Source organism: Vibrio sp. 10N.261.51.A3 (genome assembly GCF_041471965.1).
Taxonomy (GTDB): domain Bacteria; phylum Pseudomonadota; class Gammaproteobacteria; order Enterobacterales; family Vibrionaceae; genus Vibrio; species Vibrio crassostreae_C.
Genome location: NZ_JBFRPK010000026.1, coordinates 23,257 through 47,129 on the forward strand (window position 1 = coordinate 23,257; position 23,873 = coordinate 47,129).

General features: G+C 44.1%; 16 protein-coding genes and 1 pseudogene. 3 read left to right on the forward strand and 14 right to left on the reverse strand.

Annotation, left to right across the window (positions count from 1 at the left end):
- Positions 1-4: 4 nt before the first annotated feature.
- The 4 genes and pseudogenes from sbcD to AB4371_RS07550 form a co-directional block, all read right to left on the reverse strand.
- Complete coding sequence (sbcD, locus tag AB4371_RS07535) at positions 5-1,258, reverse strand: exonuclease subunit SbcD (RefSeq protein ID WP_372104470.1); 1,254 nt, start codon at positions 1,256-1,258, stop codon at positions 5-7.
- A gap of 213 nt (positions 1,259-1,471) precedes the next feature.
- Positions 1,472-1,645 (reverse strand): annotated as a pseudogene (locus tag AB4371_RS07540) (porin family protein); the annotation flags it as partial.
- Between the two features lie 13 nt (positions 1,646-1,658).
- The gene (locus AB4371_RS07545) at positions 1,659-2,255 is read right to left on the reverse strand and encodes a LysE/ArgO family amino acid transporter (RefSeq protein WP_372083664.1); all 597 of its coding nucleotides are present in this window, start codon (positions 2,253-2,255) and stop codon (positions 1,659-1,661) included.
- Between the two features lie 14 nt (positions 2,256-2,269).
- Positions 2,270-2,794 (reverse strand): GNAT family N-acetyltransferase, encoded by a 525-nt coding sequence (locus AB4371_RS07550; protein WP_017066999.1) that lies wholly within the window; start codon positions 2,792-2,794, stop codon positions 2,270-2,272.
- 459 nt (positions 2,795-3,253) lie between these two features.
- Here AB4371_RS07550 and AB4371_RS07555 point away from each other — a divergent pair, with 459 nt between their 5' ends.
- Positions 3,254-3,997, forward strand: coding sequence for a class I SAM-dependent methyltransferase (locus AB4371_RS07555; RefSeq protein ID WP_102321012.1), 744 nt, complete (start codon positions 3,254-3,256; stop codon positions 3,995-3,997).
- A gap of 129 nt (positions 3,998-4,126) precedes the next feature.
- Here the strand turns inward: AB4371_RS07555 and AB4371_RS07560 are convergent, their stop codons facing one another.
- From AB4371_RS07560 to AB4371_RS07575, 4 genes are all read right to left on the reverse strand, one after another.
- The gene (locus AB4371_RS07560) at positions 4,127-6,172 is read right to left on the reverse strand and encodes a TonB-dependent receptor domain-containing protein (protein ID WP_102321013.1); all 2,046 of its coding nucleotides are present in this window, start codon (positions 6,170-6,172) and stop codon (positions 4,127-4,129) included.
- A gap of 181 nt (positions 6,173-6,353) precedes the next feature.
- Positions 6,354-7,274 carry a LysR family transcriptional regulator gene (locus AB4371_RS07565; protein ID WP_017059189.1) on the reverse strand — a complete coding sequence of 307 codons (921 nt, stop codon included), beginning with the start codon at positions 7,272-7,274 and terminating at the stop codon, positions 6,354-6,356.
- Positions 7,275-7,503: 229 nt separating this feature from the next.
- Complete coding sequence (locus AB4371_RS07570; RefSeq protein ID WP_372149364.1) at positions 7,504-9,693, reverse strand: immunoglobulin-like domain-containing protein; 2,190 nt, start codon at positions 9,691-9,693, stop codon at positions 7,504-7,506.
- Positions 9,694-10,180: 487 nt separating this feature from the next.
- The gene (locus AB4371_RS07575) at positions 10,181-11,179 is read right to left on the reverse strand and encodes a DHH family phosphoesterase (RefSeq protein WP_372149366.1); all 999 of its coding nucleotides are present in this window, start codon (positions 11,177-11,179) and stop codon (positions 10,181-10,183) included.
- A gap of 239 nt (positions 11,180-11,418) precedes the next feature.
- Between AB4371_RS07575 and AB4371_RS07580 the strand changes: the two genes are divergently transcribed.
- On the forward strand, positions 11,419-11,658 hold the full coding sequence (locus AB4371_RS07580) for a PAS factor family protein (protein WP_004733935.1): 240 nt from the start codon (positions 11,419-11,421) through the stop codon (positions 11,656-11,658).
- 145 nt (positions 11,659-11,803) lie between these two features.
- Here the strand turns inward: AB4371_RS07580 and AB4371_RS07585 are convergent, their stop codons facing one another.
- The 4 genes from AB4371_RS07585 to AB4371_RS07600 all read right to left on the reverse strand — a co-directional run bounded on the left by AB4371_RS07585 (position 11,804) and on the right by AB4371_RS07600 (position 16,689).
- Complete coding sequence (locus AB4371_RS07585) at positions 11,804-13,528, reverse strand: methyl-accepting chemotaxis protein (protein WP_372149378.1); 1,725 nt, start codon at positions 13,526-13,528, stop codon at positions 11,804-11,806.
- A 618-nt stretch (positions 13,529-14,146) separates the two neighbouring features.
- Positions 14,147-14,563, reverse strand: a complete 417-nt coding sequence (locus AB4371_RS07590; RefSeq protein WP_017059185.1) for a MarR family winged helix-turn-helix transcriptional regulator — start codon at positions 14,561-14,563, stop codon at positions 14,147-14,149.
- Positions 14,541-15,536 carry a CDF family Co(II)/Ni(II) efflux transporter DmeF gene (gene dmeF / locus AB4371_RS07595; protein WP_017059184.1) on the reverse strand — a complete coding sequence of 332 codons (996 nt, stop codon included), beginning with the start codon at positions 15,534-15,536 and terminating at the stop codon, positions 14,541-14,543. The genes AB4371_RS07590 and dmeF overlap by 23 nt, the downstream gene beginning before the upstream one ends.
- Before the next feature lie 280 nt (positions 15,537-15,816).
- Positions 15,817-16,689, reverse strand: coding sequence for a LysR family transcriptional regulator (locus tag AB4371_RS07600; protein WP_372083658.1), 873 nt, complete (start codon positions 16,687-16,689; stop codon positions 15,817-15,819).
- Positions 16,690-17,271: 582 nt separating this feature from the next.
- Here AB4371_RS07600 and AB4371_RS07605 point away from each other — a divergent pair.
- Positions 17,272-18,531 carry an adenylosuccinate synthase gene (locus AB4371_RS07605; RefSeq protein WP_372149367.1) on the forward strand — a complete coding sequence of 420 codons (1,260 nt, stop codon included), beginning with the start codon at positions 17,272-17,274 and terminating at the stop codon, positions 18,529-18,531.
- 85 nt (positions 18,532-18,616) lie between these two features.
- On the opposite strand, the gene AB4371_RS07610 is transcribed toward AB4371_RS07605, so the two are convergent.
- Positions 18,617-21,913: a type I restriction endonuclease subunit R gene (locus AB4371_RS07610; RefSeq protein ID WP_372149369.1), complete on the reverse strand. Its 3,297-nt coding sequence runs from the start codon at positions 21,911-21,913 to the stop codon at positions 18,617-18,619.
- A gap of 132 nt (positions 21,914-22,045) precedes the next feature.
- Positions 22,046-23,728 carry an SWIM zinc finger domain-containing protein gene (locus AB4371_RS07615; protein ID WP_372149371.1) on the reverse strand — a complete coding sequence of 561 codons (1,683 nt, stop codon included), beginning with the start codon at positions 23,726-23,728 and terminating at the stop codon, positions 22,046-22,048.
- Positions 23,729-23,873 lie beyond the last annotated feature (145 nt).

A 23,873-nucleotide genomic window follows, 5' to 3' on the forward strand; every position in this document is an offset into this window, starting at 1 on the left:
ACGATTACTCTTCTACTTTATTGGGCGCTTGAGCGCTTTCAGACACTTCGACCATCACTTGTTTGAACTTCACCGTCATGCGCTCTAAACGCGCTTTTTCAGAATCGGTTTCAAACTCTTCTAAGGCAATACGCTTCGTAAACACGTCCATCGGGCTCAGTTCAGATAAGGTCTCTGCCGACTCTTGCTCTAATGCTTGATTACGACGCTCTCTTGCTCGGCGCAGTTGAAGTACTTCCACATTCAATCCTTCGGTCAGTGCGCGCATACGTTCTTGTAGATCCGACAAGTAATCTTGCGCTTGCACTTCTATCGATAACCATACGCTTTGGTCGCTATCTAAACCTATGTATTGGTTAAGCTGAGATTCGATCTCGCTCAAGTCGCCTTTGATTTCAGCTAGAGGTTGGAATGTGGGAACAGGCAGTTGAGAAATGGTGCGCTCACCTTCAACAAACTCAACCACACACACTTGTTTTTGAGACTTAAGTTCATCAAAACTTAGTGGGATTGGAGAGCCTGAATAACGAATGTATTCACGCTTTGCCACCACTTGTGGGCGGTGGATATGACCAAGTGCAATATAGTCTGCGTCTGGGAAGCCATCAGCGGCAAAACCATCAAGGTTGCCGACATAGATATCACGTACCGAATCCGATTGTTGAACACCCATCGCAGTTAAGTGGCCGGTAGCGATGATCGGCATGTGCTCGCTGTTTGCAAACGTCGCGCGCTTAGCAACCGCCGCATCATAAACACTTTGATAATGCTGTTTGATTGCATCGCCGAGTTGCTTCTGACGCTCAACGCCAGTGACACCCGCCTGGCTCATCAACACATCGCGAGGGCGAATAAAAGGAATGGCACAAACCAGCGCTTCTACATCGCCGTTCTTACCTTTTAGCTCGACAACCTGAGTCGCATAATCTTCATTGGTATTAGGAATCACGTCTGCGCCCATGTATTTGAGCAGCTGTTGTGTCTCTTTAAGCACAGAGACTGAATCGTGATTTCCACCTAATAACACCAATTGGCAACCGATCTTGTTCGAATCGACCACAAACTTGTTATACATCTCACGAGCGTAACTCGGCGGTGTACTGGTATCGAAAATGTCGCCAGCAACAATGATCGCGTCGATGTCGTGCTCTGTAACTTGCTCAAGTAACCATTGTAAAAACCGTTCATGTTCATTCTTGCGGCTTTTATTGTAGAAGTTTTGGCCAAGGTGCCAATCGGACGTGTGAAGAATCTTCATTGCTGCTCACTGGAAGTCTGTAATACCTTTAATCTACCAAAATAGTCGAGATAATTCCCTTTTATAAGCTTGTGAAAACCAACTAATTTCAGGCTTTGGACCAACTCCGCCCATAGCGTGACCAATCGTTATTTTTGACATAAAAAAACCGCTCAACGTTAGAGCGGTTTTAGGTGTCCATAGCTTTAGCTTTAAGCTATTTCACAGAGGTCGTCAAAAATTGTACGAAGCGCCCAGAGTTACTGTGCTAAACGCTACATCACGGCTTGCCAGTCTATTACCATTCGGGCCGAAGAATTCGATATTTACTGCATCTGCTTGTGAGATTAAACGTAAGGTTAGGCTTTCTACTGGCGTGTATTCAACACCTATACCAAAATGGAAGCCTAATTACGCGCAGCTAGACAATCAAAGATATTGCAATAGATGCCATGATCACGCCAACGACAAATTCCAACACCTTCCACGCTCTCGGGTTCCTAAACATTGGAGCCAAGAAGCGAGCGCCATATCCAAGTGAAAAGAAGAACACGAATGACGCCGATACCGCCCCAGCGCCAAACAACATTTGATCCGGTTGATATTGAGTTGAGATAGACCCCAGCAATACCACAGTATCCAAATACACATGCGGGTTAAGCCAAGTGAACGCCAAACACATCGCAATCGCTTTGGTTAATGAGTCTTTAGTTTCTGCCGTGGCTTCTAAGGCGTGGTTTTCGGTAAATGCTGATCGGAAGCTTAAGAATGAATAGACACCCAAAAAGATAGCGCCACCATAACGGGCGAACTGCTCAATTTGTGGGAACTGTTTAACGATTGCGCCAAAGCCCGTCACGCCAAAGCTAATCAGTAAGGCGTCAGAAATGGCACATACAGCACAAACTGCCAATACGTGTTGGTTCTTAAGCCCTTGCTTTAAAACAAACGCATTTTGAGAGCCAATCGCAAGAATCAGCGAAAGGCCAAGGGAGAAACCTGCAAAGTAAGTCGACATCTAAGGCTAGCCTCTTAACGCAACTCAATACGCATAAACTGGCTGTGCGGATCCAACACATAATCAGCAAAGGGTTCACAGTATCCAAAGCCAAACTTTTCATACAGGTTACGTGCGGCCTTAAAGTAGTCTTCTGAGCCAGTCTCTAAGCTGATTGTTTGATACTGGCGAATGGCCGCTGTATCTAATACGTGTTGTAAAAGTTGGCTGGCAACACCTGACTTTCGTGCAAACTGTGAGGTCCTCATTGATTTGAGTTCAGCGTGTTGAGTATTTAGCTCTTTAATGGCAACACACCCAAGTAGTTGGCTGTCTTTCCAAGCACTGAAAAAAGTAATCTCTGGTGACTTGAGCCCATCTAGATCCAGTGCATGAACGCTTTCGGCTGGCGAAGTGGCGTACATATCAGCGAGGTGCTCTTCAAGTAATTCAATGACTTCCCCACCCGACAAGTCATCCACCTTAATTTCTATTGAAGCACTGCTTTCCAATGCTGTTCTATTTTCCATTGAACCCTGTGCATTTATTGCTGATGTCATTGTTTCAACTCTCCTTGTTTAGTTCGCTTATTTAGCTTGAGTGATTTGGTTTTTATCAACAGCCCACTTTCCTGAATTGTTTCCTTTTCAAGAACTCGGTTTGAATCAGTAAAATTACTGATTAATCATAAAATTATAAATGTCACACTGGGTTTACCTAGATACCATATTTTTCCTATCTCGTCTCGTGATAAAAGCGTTCCGCAAAGCCCGTATGGTCGCTGCATTGAGGGAGCAACACCTGTTTTAGTTAACGAATAAGTAGTCAGGGCAAAGTGAATAGCGATGACACGCGTACTGATGTTGTTGGCAGCTTAAACATCCCTTTAAACGGTCTCATTTAAAACGACCATAAGTTAGAAAATAAAACGCTTTCATTGATCGAATATTTGATTGCGATTTTCCAATTTCGGTATATGATGCGCCACCCTAATTTTTCAGCTTATGCTGCAGGCAAATATGTCCGCCAACGCACTCTATACCGACCTATCCGGTTACTATGATTTAATGTGTGTAGATATTGACTACCAAGCGCAAAGTAACTGCGTACGTAGACTCCATCAAATCTTTGGAAATGAAGGAAAAACACACCTCGACTTAGCTTGTGGCACTGGCCCACACGTTCGTCATTTTATTGATTTCGGTTACCAAAGCGGTGGCCTAGATCTTAACAAGCCGATGTTAGATATCGCAGAAGTTCGCTGCCCGGAAGCCAAGTTCTCAGTACAAAACATGAGTAACTTTGAGGTCACGGAACCACTCGATCTTATCACTTGCTTCCTGTATTCCATCCATTACAACGATGGCCTTGAGAAGCTTAAAGAGTGTATTGAAAGTGTGCATCGTGCGTTAAAGCCAGAAGGTATTTTCTGTTTTAACGTGGTTGATAAAGACAAGATCAGCAACGACCTGTTTGTTAGACACACAAAAAACCAAGACAAAGACGATTTCACGTTCCGTTCTGGTTGGTATTACTCTGGTCAGGGTGATAAGCAAGCGCTAAAGCTTAGCATCGAAAAGACGACTGCTGGTGAAACTCAAGTGTGGAATGATGAACACCCAATGGTGGCATTCTCGTTTAAAGAGTTAATCGAGATATTGAAGCCCTACTTCGAGGTTAATATCTTCGAGCACGATTACGACAAGCTGATTCCTTGGGATACTCAGTCCGGTAATGCGCTGATCACATGTGTCAAAATCTAGATTAATAGATAAACGGCAAATTAAACCAAATCTATAGATCAAAAAAGAACCCACACTCGCCATTCTCCTTTTAGAGCATCAGCCAGTGTGGGTTCTTTTGTATCAAGCTATCAGTTACTGAACTCTAAATTAGAAGTCCGCTGTCATACCTACGTAGTAAGTACGTGGCTCTTCAACATAGCCCATGCTCTCTAGCTCTTGTGATACAGCTTCGTCAGTTAAGTTCGTGATACCTGCACGTAGTCGTACTGAAGCATTCACGTTGTAGACAGCACCTAGGTTCAGCGTTGTGTAAGCGTCTTGAGTTAGATCGCTTTCGATCTGACGTTCACCACGGTAACGCGCACTCACGAAGGTACTTAGATCGTAAGTTGGGCTCCAGTTCAGTTTAACTAACCCCGAATGCTTGTAACGCTCAAGTAATTCGTCACCAGTAGACTTATCTTCAGTGTCTAAGAATGTGTAATTACCAGACACACCCCATTCATCAGTAATTTGGAATTGGCCTGTAAGCTCAGCACCTTGAACTACAGCCTCTGATACGTTTGTATAAGTACGCTTACCATTCACATAGCCAGTTGAGCTTGAACTATCAGCGCAACCTTTACCCGATTCAAACACTCCGCCGTTCTCACAATAGGTTTCATCACGATCAATTAGGTCGTTGATTTCATTTCGGAATAAGGCACCTTCAACATTCCAACGAGGTTGGCTATAAATCGCAGCGATCTCATAGTTCAAGCTGGTTTCGGGCTTAAGATCTTCATTGCCATGTAAATCACATACGCCTTTACAGCTATTAACTGTGTAGTCTGTCTGATTTTGAGTCAATGTTGGTGCTTTAAATGCTTTACCCACACCACCCTTGATGATCAGGTCATTCGTTGTTTGATGAACCAAGTACACACGTGGGCTGAACTCTTCACCGTACAGTTCATGCTTATCTAAACGACCACCAATGGTTGCCGTTAGTTGATCCGTCATTAACCATTGGTCTTGAACAAATAACGCACCTTGATAAGCTTCAGATGTACCATTGACTAAGTTTTCTTTGTTGGTTAATTCACTCAACTGGTAGTCCATACCAAACGTTACGGTGTGACTATCACCAAGATAAGTGGTCGCCGAAGCTTCAACAATTTGAGTCAGTTCTTCGATGTCACTGCTATAGTTAGTATCTGAGTCCGCAGCATCATTATCTGTCACATTTTCACGTGAATAACGTACTTGCGTGTCACCCCAGCTCCAAAAACCACTATGTGTGATCGCTTGGCTCTGACGTACAACACGTGTGTCAGACTCAATCACAGATGATACGTTTTCCGCAGATGACTCACGTTCGTCGTCACTGTAACCAAAATCGAAATCAATGGTTTGGTTGTCTGTTGCATTCCATGTCAGGCTCGCGAGTAAGCTTAATGTCTCTCTTTCTTCTAACGCAGTAATGTCTGAACGATCGTAACCAGAGCTATGCGTACCAGAATAGGGTTGCCAAGCATCACGGCTAGTTTGGTTAACAGATAGGCGAGCAAACAACTCGTCTTCAATCAACGCACCAGATGTCGTGAAGCCCATCGAATACTCTTCCCCTCCATCACCATCAAGTGGAGATGAAGTGTCCATGCTCAGTGTAGAGCTCCAATCGTTTTCTGGAGCCTTAGTGATGATGTTGATTGTACCGCCCATACCATCTGAACCGTAAAGTGCAGACATTGGGCCACGGATTATTTCAACACGTTCGATCGAATCAGCAGGAATCGTTGATAGGTCAAAGTCGTTACCACGGATGATGGCACTTGCAGAGCTTAAACGACGACCGTTCACCATGATAAGAGTGTAATCTGAATCCATACCACGAATAGAGATCATCTGACGGCCAGCACGTGTGCTATCAAAATCAGACTCTACACTCGTTGATTCGGCAACGATGTCTGCCAAGGTAATACCAGGGCTGTCTTCAATGTCTTGCGCGGTGATAACCGACATTGAAGCTGGCGCTTGTTTTAGTGCCATCTCGGTACGAGTTGCCGTAACAACCATTTGCTCATCTGTTGCTTGCGCTTCTTCTTGCGCCAACACGTTAGCTGAAAGTGAGGTACAAATAACAGCGACTGCGATCGAAAGGGGTTTACGAACCAAAAGAGGTTTGCGAATCAAAAGAGATCTCTCAGACATGATATTCATTCTTATATGTGATTGGTAATGATAATGGTTTGCATTAAACAACCAACTACCACTCTTATCAACGAAAGTTTCATACCAAAAATCGATTCTCGTTATTCACCATTCAAATAATGAAAGAGATCTATATCCAACTCGATAGGTATTCGTAATTTTCATTCACCCTACAGATGGATTATGTATAAAGCTCTTTGAATATATTGCGAACCCAGCGACACATCGGGTCGTTATGAAAGCGCTTATGCCAGTATAAGTAGACGTCTTCTGATGGGTGGCGCAACGCTTTAGGCACGCGTTTACAAACAAGATCTCTTTGCGTAGCGGCTTGTTGAGCAAAAGGTGTCGGTAAATGAAAGATGATGTCGGTTGCTTCTGCCATATCCGGCGCGACGTTAAAATTGGAAAGCTGAATTGGAATGGACAGCTGGCGCTGCTTATCAATCAAGCCAAGATCTTTAAATCGACTTTCGATCGAGAGCTTCTTATCCCCTTGCAGTGAGATTTGACCAAGTTGGCTATTCAACAAGTCATCAACCGTGATCTCTTTGTCCGCCAAAGGATGTTTTTTACTCATCAGCAAACGGTAATCGCGGCTAATCACGAACATTCGATACAAATTTTGCTCTGAACTTAACGGCTCGTGGGTCGACAACACAAAGTGCGCATCACCGGATAACAGAGGCTCAAAGTGTCGTTTAGGAATCGAGTCGATATCAACAGTCATGTTTGGCGCTTGTTGACGTATCTCCGCAACTACCTTGGGCAGCAAGTGCGCGACATTAGGCACTAAACCAAAGAAGCGAACCGTACTGTCACTGCTTTGCGGTTCGAATACATCGCCATGTACCAGCTTTTCTAAACGTGTCAGTACCGAATTGAGATCTTGCTTAATGGCTTCTGCTTTTGGCGTTAACTCATAGCCATAAGCCGCTCGCACCAATAGATCATCATTGAAAACGGTACGCAGTTTTTGCAGAGATCGGCTCACCGTAGGTTGGCTCATATCCAGCGCCAATGCCGTGTTGGAAACGTGCTTCTCTTCAAGAAGGTGTTTAAGAATAACGAGTAGATTGAGGTCGACTTGAGCAAGATTCATTATGCAAATATTAACAATATATAAAATTCAATGTGCGCATAGTGCTATTTCTTAACATGTAATACAATTGATAATCACTCCTATTTTGATCTAGAGCAATATGCAGAGCAGAGTTTAAGGTTAAGTGGGTTTTAAAGCTCTAAGTCAGAACTGTTTAAACATAAAAAAGAGAGGCACAATGGCCTCTCTTTGATCGTCTACTTTATATTGCTAGCGTTGAGCTATCAGACTACAGCTTTGTCCAAGCATCTTGCCAGTATTGGCTATCTGCTGGAGCGTAAGACGCGCTTGCACACCATGCCGTGTATGGCCAAGGCTTACATTCGTACAAGCCATTATCGCTGCCGACCACAATGTCACCCGCTGCGTAGTTTGTGCCCGCTTCATATGGAGGGTAATCACCTGGAGGAGGTGTTGTTCCGCCACCGTCTTTAACAGCGAACGAATCGTTTACCATCACCATTTCACCGTCAGATGCTTTACCGACTACTTCAAGTGCATATTGCCCTTCCGCTACATCGTATAAGTCGATGGTAATAGCACGGCTGTCCGTTACGTTAACCTTAGTTTGCTCAACCACAGTACCTGCACTGTTGATCACCATAGCGGTAACATCTAATGCTTCATTTGATGTCAGTGTCAGATCTAAACGCACGTTGCCGTTATCTGGCGCATATTGTGATTGAAGTCCTGAAACCGAAAGCTCTAAGTCATCGCCCGGATCTGGGTTACCACCACATGAAGAGTCTGAAACTTTTCTCCAAACGCCCCACTCACCTGTTGTTCCTGGCTCTTCGCCGCGAGTGTACCAACCTGCTCCCCACGTTGAACCGTCATGAGATACTTGGTCACCTTCAACATAAACGGTGTCGGCATCCCATGCAGCAGCACAGTTAGAACCATCAGTTACAGACACTTTACGGTCAACGGTTACGGTTTGGTTCGCGCTGTCTGTCACGCTATACACAAGTGTGTAGTTGCCGATTTCATTTACATCGACACTGCCAGTGTGTGTAATAGTGCTTGTCAGGTCGCCATCTTCAGCATCATTCGCCGTCACGCCTGCCATAGCATCAAATGCAGTACCCAACACAACTGTTGTGTCAGATACGCCATTAAATACTGGCTTCTGGCTGTAAACCTCTACCGTTCTCGCTTTAGTGGTTTCGTTGTTATCGCTGTCTTTCACTCGGTAAGTCAAAACGTAAGTGCCAATAACACTGGTTTCAACGTAACCTTCAACATCGATTGATGACGTTAGATCGCCGTCTTCTTTGTCTGTTGCCGTCACGCCATCCATAGGATCAAACGTTGTGCCGTGAAGAACACGCGTATTTTCGACACCTTTAAGAACGGGCTCGCCCTCGACTGGTGGTGGCGTTACCTGACCGTGTACAAACGGGCCGTAGTCTTTAATGAACTGCTCGTTGTATTGTTGGCCGTTTTTGTTGGTGCCCATGTCCCAGTTGATAGACCAAGTCATCACACCACGTAGCGGTTGACCTTGCGCCGTTAGGCTATCAAATGCGTCGTATAAATCTTGTGGCTCTTGTACAAAACCGGTTGCTGCAGCATCGATGCTTGAAGGAATACCAAACACGAGCTTGTCATGTGGGATCTTGTGGAAACCACGCGTTCCGTTGATAAGAGAATCAGAAATGTAGTAGATGAATTCTTCTTTTAACGCATCGTTGTTTTGAGCAATCCAACCCACGCCTTCAACCCAGATACCATCGCCACCTTGGTTGTAAAATTGTGGGTTAATCCAGTCGTAGTAGCCTTCTAGATTATCGATATAAGGAACGTACTTACCGCCTGTCGTTAGATACGGGAACTCAGGCGCCATTGTAATAAGGAAGTTTTTACCTTCTGCGCGGTAGTGATCTTTCACTAGCTTAAGTGCATCCGGAATCACGGTTTGGTTGTTTGCGGCGGTTACGGCTGCTTGTTCAAGGTCAATATCTAGGCCATCGAAGCCGTAACGCTCGGTAAGACGGATAATCTCATCAGCAAAGGCCCTTTCATCACCGGTTTCTAGCTCTACGTGTGCATCAGCACCACCCAAAGCCAACAGTACAGAGCGACCTTGCTTGTTGAGCTCAGAGATTTGGTCAATAAATTGTTCTTCTGAAAGCCCAATGGTTGGGTTCAGTTTAAAAGTTGGGATTCGACCATCAGCCACATCGTAAACCTTCATGAATGACACATTCACGATGTTGTACATTGGGTTCACTTCATCCAACGTCACACATGGCGCATTACCACCTTGGTAGCCGCCACCGTCACACCAGTTATGCCAATAGCCAACCACGACGCCAGAGTCTGGATTCGTCATATCTGAACCATTCGCATAAACAGCGCCAGACATAGCCGCCATGCCGACCGATACTGCTAATTGTAGAGCTTTACGTTTCAACATTAGTCCCACTTCCTTACTTAACAGCTGTGCCAATCACAACCGAACCAATTCATTGTAATCATGAATATTTATAGAGAAGTAATGGAATTTATAGGAAAAGATGACCTTTGATTTAACTTGTGATTTTAAGTCACAGATTGAATATCAGAATCAATATGACTTTGACTTTTCATTCAAATTGAAATGCTAAAAACTGTTATTTTCGGTCGAATGCATTGACCATACAAATATTTAATCAACCTTAATTCACTAAGATAATTAACCAAAAATATAAAAAATCACCGATAGGAAAAAATGAACTTTAAATCGGCAAAAATCACCCCAAACACGCCGTAATCACTGACCTCAGACCAGACACCATTGCGAGTGATATCACTAAAACAGCCTGGATATAGCCATCACACATGTGCTAGCAATACACACGTATAACGGAATATAGGAGCAAGAGTTTGTAGAATTTTGAATGTATACGTCGGGAGTTTTTCAGTTAACCTTCAGTGCCAGATGAATAATATGCATCCAATAGTGAAATAAAATTCACCTTATCAAGTTCATTAAGTTTATTAATTCCAGCCGCTGCTTTTCTTCCTCCGCCAGTCGCAAAACTTGAGCAAATTTCGTCTGCACCCGTTCTATTTGATAATGGCGCACGTAAGCTCACCGTGTAAGACTCGCCGTCTTGGTTTTTCGTTAATACTGCTTGCGCTCGGTTTGGATCTTGATTAACGATTTGATTACCAAATACGCCACTGATGCGCCTTGCCCAAGTCTCGCCTGGTAGTTCAAACACACGTGCGACTTCACTTTCATAAACAGGAGCAAGGTTTGATAACTGCTGGCAATCATTTTGATAAGCAGCTCGCAGTCGATAAAACACCGAGTCTTTATCATCCAAAAGATCAAACGGGTTCGGGTATTGATAAAGGGTTTCGTAGAGCTCAGCTGGCGTGAAATGCAAATCACTGAGTGACGAACCGTAACCGTTGTAGTTAATCAAGGTACCTAGCTCTTCTAGAAACTCTTTTTGAGATTGAGCGAATCCATTTTCATCCGCTAGCCGCGCCGCCACCGTTTTTAGATTGTCGCCAAAGGCAGCTGCGATTGCCCAAGCCACATGCGCACCATTCAGCTTCTGGTTAATCAGCAAGCTCGTGCAGCTCTCTGGCGCGGTATCAATCAGAGTATCTAAATGACTAGAAGTTGGGACATCCCCTGTTCGGTGGTGATCGCAATAAAATACATTGATGTTTGCGTCTAGCAGTGAGTGCAGTGCAGGCAGGTTTTTCTCCATCGATACATCTAAAACGGTAACGGAAGAAACATCACCTTGCTTACCCGGCTCCATAGTTTGAGTAACAACTTGAGAGACCAACTTAATATCACGCTTAACACCAGTAATGAGCACGCTCTCTCTTGGCTCACTTAATCGCAGCTGTAACAACGCAATTATGCCATCTGCGTCTCCGTTGAATACGTCGTAGTGCATGTTGTTCCTCTTCCTATAGATTTAACCGTTTGCCAGAAACGCGCCAATTCGTTTGTGTGTTCGATAGTCTGTCATTATTTTAGTTATATTTCACAGATACTTAAGTCTATTTTGGAATGCCTTATTCTCATTAGATTGAAAAGATAAACACATTAATAATATTGTATGACTTATGTCACAGTAAAAGAATACGAAAAGATTATAAAATAAGCGCCTCCCACTTAATGATAAAGAGACGAATGAACACTACCACCACTCTTGTTTATGACACTTTGAAAAGCCTTGCTGCTCACGCTCCTGAGCAACATGCCGAGATTCGCCAGCGTTTATATGAGCAGTTGAGCCTGCCATTTAACAAGCAGCTCTCGTTATACGCTAATGTGCTTGGTCCTATCAGCTCAGGTAAGTTAGCGGGATGCGACAATATTGATAAAGCGGTTGAACTGGCACTGGATGTGCTGGAAGGCCGAAATAAGTAGTCCCCCCTTTAATACGCAATATAACGGCCCAGATCTTCCCCCAGATCGGGCCGTTTTTTTATTCTCGTCATTTATCTATTTGAATTTCAGGCACAAAAAAGGCGTAGATGATCCACGCCTTTTGTTTTAGTAAGTTCTATGTTGTTTATGAAGTCTTGAACTGCGCGACCGCTTGGTCCATATCGTTCGCTTGCTCTGCTACCTTGTCCACTTCAACTAAGCAATGCTGCGCCGAAGCGTTATTGTCGTTCGAGATAGTGTTCAGCTCAGTAATTGAGTCACTCACTTGCGCCATTACTGCGCCCTGCTCTTCAATCGCTGAAGCAATACGTTCTGAATTACCTTGGATGCTTTCCATGTCGCTCAAGATAAGTTGCAAGCTCGCATCCAGCTCTTCCGAATCTTTCAGCGTTAGTTGACCTTGTTGATTACACTCGCCAATCTCTGCCATCGACGCCTGCATCTGGCTTTGAATTGCACTCACCACTGAAGTTATCTCTGTGGTCGATTGATGCGTTCTGCTTGCTAGTGCGCGTACTTCATCGGCAACTACCGCAAAGCCACGACCTTGTTCACCCGCACGTGCTGCTTCAATTGCTGCGTTCAATGCCAATAGGTTAGTTTGTTCTGCAATGCCTTGGATGATGTTTACTGCATCGCCGATCTGGTCAACATGATGGTTCAGTGAACTGATCGAATCTTGGCTGCTTGAAAGACGTTCAGACAACTGGGTGATGTTGCTGATGGTTTCAACCACCACTTCACGGCCTTTATCGGCATTCACTTTCGCTTGATGTACACCTTCAGCGGCAACCGATGTGCTTTCAGAGATCTCGCCAATGGTGAGTACCATCTCTTGAACTGACGTTGTCATTGTAGATGTGTGATTTGCTTGAACTTCAAACTGTTTGATTACTGACTCTAGCTCATCATGCATGTTCGATGTGCTTTGTGTCAGTTGCAGTGACTTAGATTGAGAGGCAGCGATAAGCCCTTCCAGTTGATCCAACAGTTGGTTGAAGTATTGGCCTAGCGTGCTGAGTTCGTCTTTACCATCTAGGTGAGAGCGAATAGACACGTCGTTTGAGTTAACGATATTACGGATAACCGAAAGCAGTGACTCAATTTTGCCAATGATAGAACGGACGATTAACCAGCTGAACAGAATGATCGACACAAGTAGTGTGACGCAAAGGATGTTGTTGATCAGCGATAGTTTGTCCATCTCTTGCTGCGTTTGTTGGTCTAGCACCGCCGAGAATTCTTTAAATTGAGTTTCGATAGCATGAGAACCCGAGCGAGCTTGCCCAAGCAGACCTTCGTTGTGCTTCAAGCCAATCACTCGCTTCTGTTCAACCACTTGACGTGCAGCATCTATCAAAGCAGTTGAGCTTCCAACATTAGAAGTAATAGAAAGAACACTCGGATCGAACTCACCCTTTTCAATTAAGTCATTGAACAGGTAAAGCTCGATTTTTTGTTCCGCACTGGCTGTCGCGCTGATGTTATCGAGCAAAACATGAAACTCGCCTAGCATACCTTTGTCACGTGATAGCCCATAGACTTCGCTCGCTTTAACTAAGTTAACAAAGCTGGTGTGGTAAGTTTCGATGTCTTCACGTAAGTGTGTGCTGTTGGCTAAACCTAAATCACTGAGCACTGTATCTAGCTCAGATTCAGACGCTAAGAATTTTTTGTAGTTTACGTCGAACTTGTCGAGGTATTTCATATCGCTACGCAGTAAAAAATCTTTCTCGTTACGGCGAAGGTTGAGCAAACGCACTTCAAGCTCTTTGGTAATTTGTTTGGCTTCGCTCATTTGAGCGGTGGTGTCTGCAAATTGTGATGTGGTAAACAGCAGTGAAATCATGCCGAAGATGGAGAACATCCCCAACGAATAGAGCTTTTTCTTTATATTCATATACGTGGCTCGTCTTTACTAAATTAACTATGAGTATCTAAATAAATCGCATCAAAGAATGGATATCCAACTTGCGCGACCTGGTTATTGTTATATTTTTTGTATCAGTAATGAGCACTAAATCTAGCGACTGTTCAGCCCACCAGCAGTGACATTCTCAATGGTATTCAAACAGAGAATGAATCTTTTCACTAAAGATAAAAGCATCAATAACACAAATTGAATACATGTACATTAGTTGAATGATAAAAGTGAGAGACAGCTATTTGACGGAACATAAATGGCTTGAATGTCATGGTATACAAGGCATTGAATTAAAAGACTTTGACGCACATTTGGATGCATTATTTATGATGACATTTTTTTGGCTCTCCAGAAGAGCACGAGCGAAGCGCAATATTGGAGGTTTTGACTTGGTTTTTAAACAGTGAATCCGTCTATTGATGATTGTACAGTAGAGCGTAAACGGCGAAAAAAATGGACCTACTCAATTCGAGTCAGGTCCATCTTTTGATTTTCTAGTCAATCGCTTTGCAGCTAAAGAGTTAGGTGCGAATTCAAGGCTGGCTAAAACGCTTTTACCATCTTGGTTAGGCACTTCAATAACACCGCTTTCTCGTCTTCTTCGATATCTTGCGTCAGCTCATTAACCAAATTCAAGTGAAGCTGATTGTGGTGAACGTGTATCTTCTGCCCTTCATCCGTCAAGGCAACCACAATCGCACGACGATCTGTTGGGTGTTCATGGCGCTCAATCAATTCAGCTTTAACCAACTTTTCTATTTGAACAGTAAGTGTACCCGTGGTAATACCCAACTTTTCAGCGAGCTCTTTCATTCTTAACGCACCATGCATACCAAGTACTTCAATGGTGTGTACTTGAGCCAGGGAATAACCCGTCTCTTTGACAACAGACTGCTCCCACGAAGACATTTTATCGTAGAACTCAGTCAGTATTTGGTTAAGCTGTTCTATATTTCGCATGGTCGTTTGAATGCACTTCAAGAGTAAGATGATTAATCTTATCAAACTTGGCGAGCATTTGTTTATATTCAGAGACGGTTTTATCACTGTTTGATTCAAGAGTAATCGCTGCTGAATAGTGATGCCCACTCACCTTCCACATATGGAAATCGGTGACCGACGCATAAGGCGTTAAGGTTTTGGTCACTGAGTCACGATAATCTTGGTCGATATTCTCATCCAGCAGGATTGGGCTGGTTTGTTTCATAAGGTTCATCGTCCACTTAGCAATCACGAATGCGCCAACCATTCCCATTGCTGCATCTAACCAGTTCCAACCGTAAAACTTACCAAATAGCAGCGCAACAATCGCAAGCAGCGAAGTTAGAGTATCCGCCAACACATGCATGTAGGCTGCGCGTAGGTTGTGATCATGATGGTGTCCGTGATGCTCGCCATGTTTATGACCATGGTCGCTGTCGTGCTCATGGCTATGTGAATGACCGTGATTCTTACTATGATTGTGGCCATGCTCGTGTCCGTGATCATGATGGTGATCGCCAAGTAAAAACATACTCACCACATTCACAGTTAAACCAATACAAGCAACGATGATCGCTTCATTGAACTGAATCGCTTGTGGGTTAAACAAACGATGTACTGATTCCACCAGCATCAACAATGCCACAATCCCCAATGCAATCGCGCTGGTGTAGCCCCCTAACACGCTGACTTTGCCAGTACCGAAAGAGAAACGTTCGCTCTCGGCATGTTTCTTCGCATAACGGTATGCAAATAAGGTGATACCAAACGCTGCGGCGTGCGTCCCCATGTGCCAACCATCGGCAAGCAATGCCATCGAGCCGTAAATAGTACCTGCAACAATTTCGACAACCATGGTAACGACGGTCAATAACAGGACATAGAACGTGCGTTTCTCACCTTGACTGTTATGTGAAGAAAAGTTGTGTTGGTGACGTGTTGGAAAACTCAAAATGGCGTCCTTAGCTCGTGTGTTCAATGTTAGGAGTCGTTACTGATTAATCTTGCTTAAAAAGTGCTTTGACTCACAAGTAGTTTGATTGTCAAATCAATAAATGGAATTTAGTTTGATTATCAAACATTGTCAACGATGAATTTTAAGGCTCTGATTTGGGAGAGTAATAATTTATAGGGCGATCTAATTAGTTCGACAGCCTGTTAGGTGGAGAAACAGCTGCGCTTTGCAGACACAAAAAAGCCCACACGAGGTGGGCTACTAAGATCAGAAGGAGTTATTGGTTTTGCAACAGTGTAATCTCATCATTCACCCAACCTAACAGCTGCTTGGTTGCTTTCGACAAGACTTGGTTCTGCCGAACAATATAACCAAGACTGGTGCTCGAGAAGTTGGTCAATGGTGTCACTTTCGAATGCAGGTGCTGCTTGGTGGATACCGCAAACTCCGGGACAATAGCCACACCAAATCCCGCTTCTGCCCAGTCGATTTGAGCATCGACACTCCCTACTTCCATCACCCTATAATTAGGTAGATTAAGGCTTGGTAAACCTTCATCAATAAAGTCACGCGTTCTCGTATCATGACCTAGTAGAATCAAAGTGAGCTCTGCATCAGAGTCTCGGATATCAACCCCATCGCCAAGCGCACACCAAGAAAGCTCTTGCAGCTTAGTGAAATACAAAGACTCGTTGTGCTGCTCTTTGGCGATAACAAAACCAATATCCGCTTGAGCATTTTTAACTAAATTCGATGCCTGAGATGACGTGGTATTCAAGAGCGTAAGGTCAATACCGGGATACTGCGCTTTGAACTTCTGGAACGGACGAATTAGCAAAAATCGAGAAATGATGTCACTTACGGCAATGGTTAACGTCCCTATTTTAAGGTCGTTAATGGCATTGAGATCGGCCTGACAAATCTGCAGTTCGAGTAGCGTTCTTTGGCTTGTTTCCAATAGCCGTTCACCCGCTTGAGTCAATTGAAAAGGGCTTCTCTCTATCAACTTTATGCGTGTTTGTTGTTCCAGTTGTTTTAGGTGCAAACTCACATTGGGTTGTGTCATGTGCAGTGCATTGGCCGCTTTCCCAAAATGCTTGTACTCCGCAAGCGTCACAAACGTCTTCAACAAATTAATATCGAGCATCATGTCCTCTCTCTCGTGTCACTTATATCATTCCCTAAAAATGAAGAATGCCCCATCCGTCATTCCCTTCAGTGCGGAATATCCTCACATCGTCGTTCCCTACAGTGAGGAACGAACGTGATAGGGAATCTCGTTTGTGGTTTGAGATTCCTGATACCTCGTTCCTCGATTCTGGAATGACGGTTGTTTTGACGTTTCTCTACTGATTATCGCCGTTCATTAAATTGAGGAATACCCCCACATCGTCATTCCCTACTGTGAGGAACGAACGTGATAGGGAATCTCGCTTGTGGTTTGAGATTCCAGATACCTCGTTCCTCGGTTCTGGAATGACGCCAAGAAATCGAGTCGACGTTAGGTTCGTCACTTCCAGTTGCAAGGAACTGCAATCGCGTCACTCCCTTCAGTGCGAATATCCTCACATCGTCATTCCCTACAGTGAGGAACGAACGCGATAGGGAGTCTCGCTTGTAGCTTAAGACTTTAAGGATATATGAAATCCTTATCAAGATAATAAAGATAATTAATTTCTCTTATCCACCTTATAGGCCTAACATGATTCCTCAATCAGTTAGGAGAAAAATTATGCCATCTATCGTTGTTGTGGGCGCAAACTGGGGTGATGAAGGCAAAGGCCGCATCGTCGATTTTTTAGCAGAACAAGCTTCTGCTAGCATTCGTTTCCAAGGCGGAAACAATGCAGGTCATACTGTGGTAAATGACTTCGGTACATTCAAACTGCACCAACTACCTAGTGGTATTTTTAATCCTAATTGTACGGCGGTTCTTGGCCCTGGCATGGTGATCAGCCCTGCTGCGCTAACTGAAGAGATTGCAGAAGTTCAAGAGGCTGGCATCAAAGTGAAAATGGCGATCTCAGATCGTGCGACACTGTGTCTCCCTTTACATGCTCTTGAAGATACGCTTGAAGAAGAGCGTTTGGGCGATGGCGCTTACGGCTCTACACGTCAAGGCATTGCACCAGCGTACGGCGATCGTGTAATGAAGAAAGGCATTCTTGTCGGTTGGCTGAATCAACCTGAAATTTTAGAGCAGCGTATTCAATTCCTACTTGATTGGAAGATGCCTCAGCTTAAAGCGCTCTACCCTCAATGTGACTTCTCCCAGACTGCTTCTGAAATGACAGAATGGCTACTTGAAGTAACTAAAGCGTGGCGCCCGTTCATCTGCAACGTAACTGAGCCGCTTAAAGCGCTGCAATCACAAGACGCAAACCTACTGTTTGAAGCTCAGTTAGGCGCAGGTCGCGACCTTGTCTACGGTGAATACCCTTGGACAACATCTTCGAATGTAACCGCAGCTTATGCTGGCATTGGTAGCGGTTTACCTGCACTTCGTCCTGAACGTGTTATCGCTGTTGCTAAATCGTTCAGTTCGTCTGTTGGTACTGGCACGCTAGTAACAGCAATGGAAGAGCAAGACAGCTTCCGAGAAAGCTCTAACGAATACGGTGCAACAACAGGCCGCCCACGCGATATGGGTTACTTCGACGCGGTAGCAACTCGTAACGGTGTTGAACTGCAAGCTGCAACGGAAATCGCATTAACTAAGATCGATTGCCTGTCTGGTTTGTCTGAACTTAAGATTTGTACCGCTTACTCAGGTGAGCATACAGAGAACCCAATTTGGCCACAAACGGCTGAACTAAAACCTGTATATGAAGATATGGCAGGCTGGGATGAAGACATCACGGGTTGCCGCACGTTTGAGAGCCTTCCTCAAGCAGCGCAAGATTACGTTACTCGTATCGAAGAGCTGATGGGTGTGCCAATCGTGATGGTATCGGTAGGTCCAGAGCGCGAGCAAATGATCATTCGAGGTTAGATCTCTATTCGAGTATTTCAGCTAAAGTGATTGTTTTAGCTGAAATACTCATTGATAAAATCAAATGTCATCAAATTTAAAGCGACTACACATTCTTCTTATAATTCTCAGCCTGCTCTAGCACGCCTTTGTAAACATCATCGTTGGCTACTGGTGGGAAGCCGTATTTGTGTAGCAGTAAGATTAAATCCACTTTCAACTTGGCTTTGATATCATCGCGCCCTGCCCAGTCTGGGTATTGAGCGACATTGTCTACGGTAGTTTTCATTTCCTTCGCCAGTTCGAGCATCTTGTCATCGTCGTAAGTGAAATCGTACTTCTTGCGCATGTGGTTCAAGATATCGAGGAACGCTTTCTCTTCTAGGTCGATACCTAGGTCTTCAAACGAGCCCATTTCTTTCACGATATCAAAGATAATGTCCGTCATTTCTTGAGAGAAGGTATCGAACTCCTCGCCATTCAACACATCATTTTCACGGCGTTCGTTATACTGCTCCACCAGCGATTGGAAGCGCTTAGAGAAATTCATACCCTGTAGCTGGTTGACCTTTTTAAAGTCACTTATCGCCTTCTCTAGCAGCTTTTGAAGCAACTGAATTTTGGTGTTAGGCAGCTTAATCTTGTTGATGCGAGCTAGGTAATCTTCGTCGAAAATATCGATAGCTTCGGCGTGCTCATCACCAATGGTAAAGATCTCTTCTACTCCATCGGCACGGAGTGCTTCTGCCACTAACTCTCGAACACGCTTATTCATTTGTGCCGTGTCTGGTGCATCACCTTTGGTTAGCTTAAAGATGATGGAACGTACTGCGATATAGAAGTGAATTTGGTCGCGCTCTTGCTGAGATAACAATTCACTACCACAGCAAACATCATAAGCCGCCTTCATACGGCCCACTAAAGCCATGAATCGGGTTTCGCCTTTCTTGGTTTGAAGGATGTATTCTGCCGACTGATTAAGGCACTCCAGCTGCTTACACGGCTCTCCTGTGTAATAACCTGACGTATCGAACTTGTGGAACATCTGTCTTAATAGATCGAGATGGTTCTTCACCTCAATAACGGAAAAGCGAATATCTTCAAAGTTAGTCTCATCAGCCTTTGAATACATCGCTAAGGCTTGATTCATACGTGACTTGATACCAATGTAATCGACAACGAGCCCTTTCGCCTTGCCTTCAAACTTACGGTTAACACGTGAGATAGTTTGAATCAGGTTGTGTTTCTGCAACGGCTTATCGATGTAGATAGTATCCAGTTCAGGAACGTCAAAACCTGTTAGCCACATGTCGACTACAATGGCTATTTTGAAATTCGACTTAGGACTCTTAAACTGCTGGTCGAGCGATTTTCGATATTCCTTTGTCCCTAGCAGGCTGTACTGATCAGGATCATCGTCTTTACCGCGCGTCATCACCATTTGCACCATCGCAAGTGGCTTTAACTCTTCTTTCTCTTTATCCGTCAGCTCGACACCATCAATTGATAGCTTTTCCTCAAACCATTCTGGCTTTAAGATTTTGACTTGCTTATAAAAATCAAACGCGATTTCACGACTCGCACAGACAAACATCGCCTTGCCCTTTATCGTAGAACCTTCTTTAACTCGCCCTTCATAATGTTCAACAAAGTCTTTCGCCAAAGCTTCAATACGATCAGGGTCACCAAGGATCGCGTTCATATTGGCAGAAGCTTTCTTGCTCTCTTCTATCTGATGTTCATTGGTGCCCGCTTCTGCGCACGCTTGGTAGTATTTCTCGACCTCTTCAAGCTTGCTGTTATCAAGAATGACTTTAGCGGCTCGGCCTTCATAAACAATACGAACCGTAATTTCATCATTAACAGATTCTGTCATGGTGTAGCTGTCTACTGCATCACCGAATACATCAAGGGTGGCATCGATCGGCGTTCCGGTGAAGCCAACGTAAGTCGCGCTTGGCAGAGAGTCGTGTAGATACTTAGCAAAGCCGTATGTCTCTTTCACATCGACGGCTATACCATCTTGATATTTGATCACCACTTTCTTATCGAGGTTGACCTGTGAACGGTGAGCTTCATCGGAAATACAGATGATGTTTGTACGCTCTGAAAGCAATTCGATGTCTTCGGTGAACTTATGAATGGTAGTCAGGAACACACCACCACTCTTGATGCCTTGCAGCTTGTCTCTTAAATCTTGACGGCTTTTAACTGGCACCACCATCTCATCACCAATGTAATCAGAGGCATTACAGAACTGTTTAGAAAGCTGATCATCGAGATCGTTACGGTCGGTAATAAGTACAATGGTCGGGCTTTCAAAATCGATGCTTTTCATCAATAGGCGCGATAGAAATTGCATGGTGAAGCTCTTACCACACCCTGTTGCACCAAAGTAAGTGCCGCCTTTACCACTTCCGTATGGCTTACGTTCTTTGTCGATGTTGTAGTAAAGCTTACGCGCTGCGTAGTACTGCGGGTAACGACAACAGACTTTTATCTCTTTCTTAGAGGTATCAGGGAAGAAGACAAAGTTCTTCACTACATCAAGTAATCGAGTTTGGTTAAACAACCCGGCAATCATGGTGTAGAGGGAATTAATACCCTCTTTTTCGGTAGACTCGTTGCCCGTTACTTTGCGCCACGCGTAAAAAAACTCATACGGCGCAAACAGGTTGCCCATTTTGTTGTTCACGCCATCGCTGATGATGCACATCGCGTTGTAGACGAACAGCTTGGGAATATCACGGCGATAACGAACGCAAATTTGCTTCCATGCATCAAAGATGGTCGCGTCTTTCTCTCGCACGGCACTTTTGAATTCAAACACCACCAGCGGTAAGCCGTTCACATAAAGGATGCCATCAGGGATTCGAACTTGTTCATCGACACCTTCAATCTCTAGCTGGTTAACGATTTTATAGATATTGGTATCAGTCGGGTCTAGGCGATATGTTTCTAAGTAACTAACATTACCCTCTGCAACTTCTCTATCAGTATTATCTGATTTAGATTTATTCTCTAGCAACGGGACAAACATCAAGCGTAAGGCTTGTGCCAAATGTCTTGTGTCGATTAACTCAATATAGAGGTCTTTCTTTGAGCGATCTTCACGCTTAAACAGAAAGCCATTGGTTAGCCATTGGCAGAAGGTTTTATTGCTATGGTATAAATCACTGGCAGGCAACGTTGAGATCATACGAACAATGGTGTCAATTTCGCTCTCGGTTATACCATCGCCTCGGTACTGCTTGGCAAGGTAGCGGCGTAAGTCATCTAAGATGAGTACTTGTTCTTTGTCTTCACGCGCTATTTGTTCACCCACTACGTGTGGGTAGCCTTGCTCACCCAATAGCTCAATAATGGCCTGTTCGAGTTTGGCTTCAGTAAATTTTAAGCTCATCGCCTTTTCCTACTGCTGTTTGACGTTGTTTGTTGTTTTCTAAATTGAGTTATTTAAATTTGTTTTGTAGTAACTCGGTTTCGGGCTTTGTTCCATTTTCTCAACACCGCAGATCTTGTCACCTCCGCAGAATCAGATATATTTTGAATAATATTTCTGAATTAAAGCGAACATATTACGCTTACGCTTGTACGTGGTAGCGAGTTGCGCCACCTGACTATAAAATGTCGCCAATTGAGTAGGATGCGATTTCAGCATATTCTCTAAACGTCGAAGTAACTCTAAAGCTTGATCGTAAGCCGTATTATTGGTCTGTTCGATATAAGATGAGACTGCTCGCAGATAATAATCCAGCGTATTTTCAGGTTTATCATCCACAATATGATCGGCAAGCGAAATAAGTCCTTGTATTGATATTTTATGTTCGGCAACCCATTCGCACGCTTTGTCTAATTGCTGGTTATCGATATAGAACAGAACCAAGGCATCCGTACGATCAGAAGCTTGATTATAGCGGTCTGGTTGTTGATAGGCATTGGCAAGTAGCAGTTCAGTGCGGGAGAAAAATTCAACATCATCAATTTGGTAATTGGCTTTAAACTTCGCTAACTGTTGATAATATTGAAAGCTTGGTGATTGTTCTAACAAACGGTTAGCTAATACCCATGCAGAATGGATTTCACCTAGTTCAACATAAAGACGGAATTGAGCTTGTTCGCACGCACGAAGTTCATAATCACTCGCCATTTTTTTCGCCTTAGCTAACCAAAACTCAGCTTCTAACGGCTCTTGCTCATCAATGAACATATCAACAACTTCAAGATAATCTCGACACGTTCGTGCTATTTTTTGTTTAATTTCCGCCACTTCACGCCAATCGGAGCTGTGTTTCATTAACGGAACTGCCCATGAGCGTAAGTTCCAGCTACTCTCATCTTGCGATGCTTGATCTATCGCTTGGCGGCATAAGGTTAGAAAGTGGGTGTTAGATTGCCAAATCGCTCCAAAACTCTCTTCAATCGAAGGAAATACGTCAAATTCGTAATGGGTCAAACGCTCAAACATCCACTGCGCTTTCTCTTGCTCACTCCAATTAAGCTTTGCCAGCGTCTTTGGCATGTGTTCGTTAATCATGCTTTCAATGCCATAACGATCGCCATTGGAGTCATCAATTTGCTCTAGCACCTTATTCAACCGTTCAACAAGGTAGTTGATTAATTTCCATTGATGATCGGCGTTAAGGCTTTGCATTGATTCAATGATCATGTTCAATTGAATTTCTGCTGAGTTGAAATAATCATGGCTTTCTCGCCAATCCCAGAGCTGTTCTCGCGGTAAGGCTTGGGTAACCAACTTTTTCAGCTCGCCATATACGGCTGGCTTTTCGCGTATTTCAATTTTTGTCAGCAGTGCATTCCATGTGTACTCATCTTCTTCTAGGTATTCGAGTAGCATCTCTACCATGGCCTCTTCACCAAGGCTTTGCAGGTGATTTTTTATGGTATCTCGTTCACTACTTTGGTTTAAAGCTTGTTCTTGGTCTTGTAGGCAAAGGGCAACCGCCACGCCGTGCTTGCACAACATTTGAAATTGCGCCGCAGGGCAAGTACAAGTGCCAACCAGATCGCCAGTGAAATCGAGGCTCACTTGATAATTGAGGCTGCCTTTGACCTGTGCGGTCGCGGTGTTGCCAACAAGGTTAAGCTTGCGTACTGCACCACTGCGTGAAAGCAAGATGCCTTTTTGCAAAGTGCTTGTTTCACACAGTGTCGTCAATTCAGAAATGTCGATTTCACGAGTATTAGTTGCGTTCATTATATTATGGTTCCACCTACGCTTTGCTTTGTTCTATTTCGGATTCATCTAATTCCCACCTTCGTTATCTCAGAACCGAGGCGCGAGGTATCTGAGATCTCGCTTTTCACCACCGTCAAAAACGAGATTCCTGATAAGTTCGTTC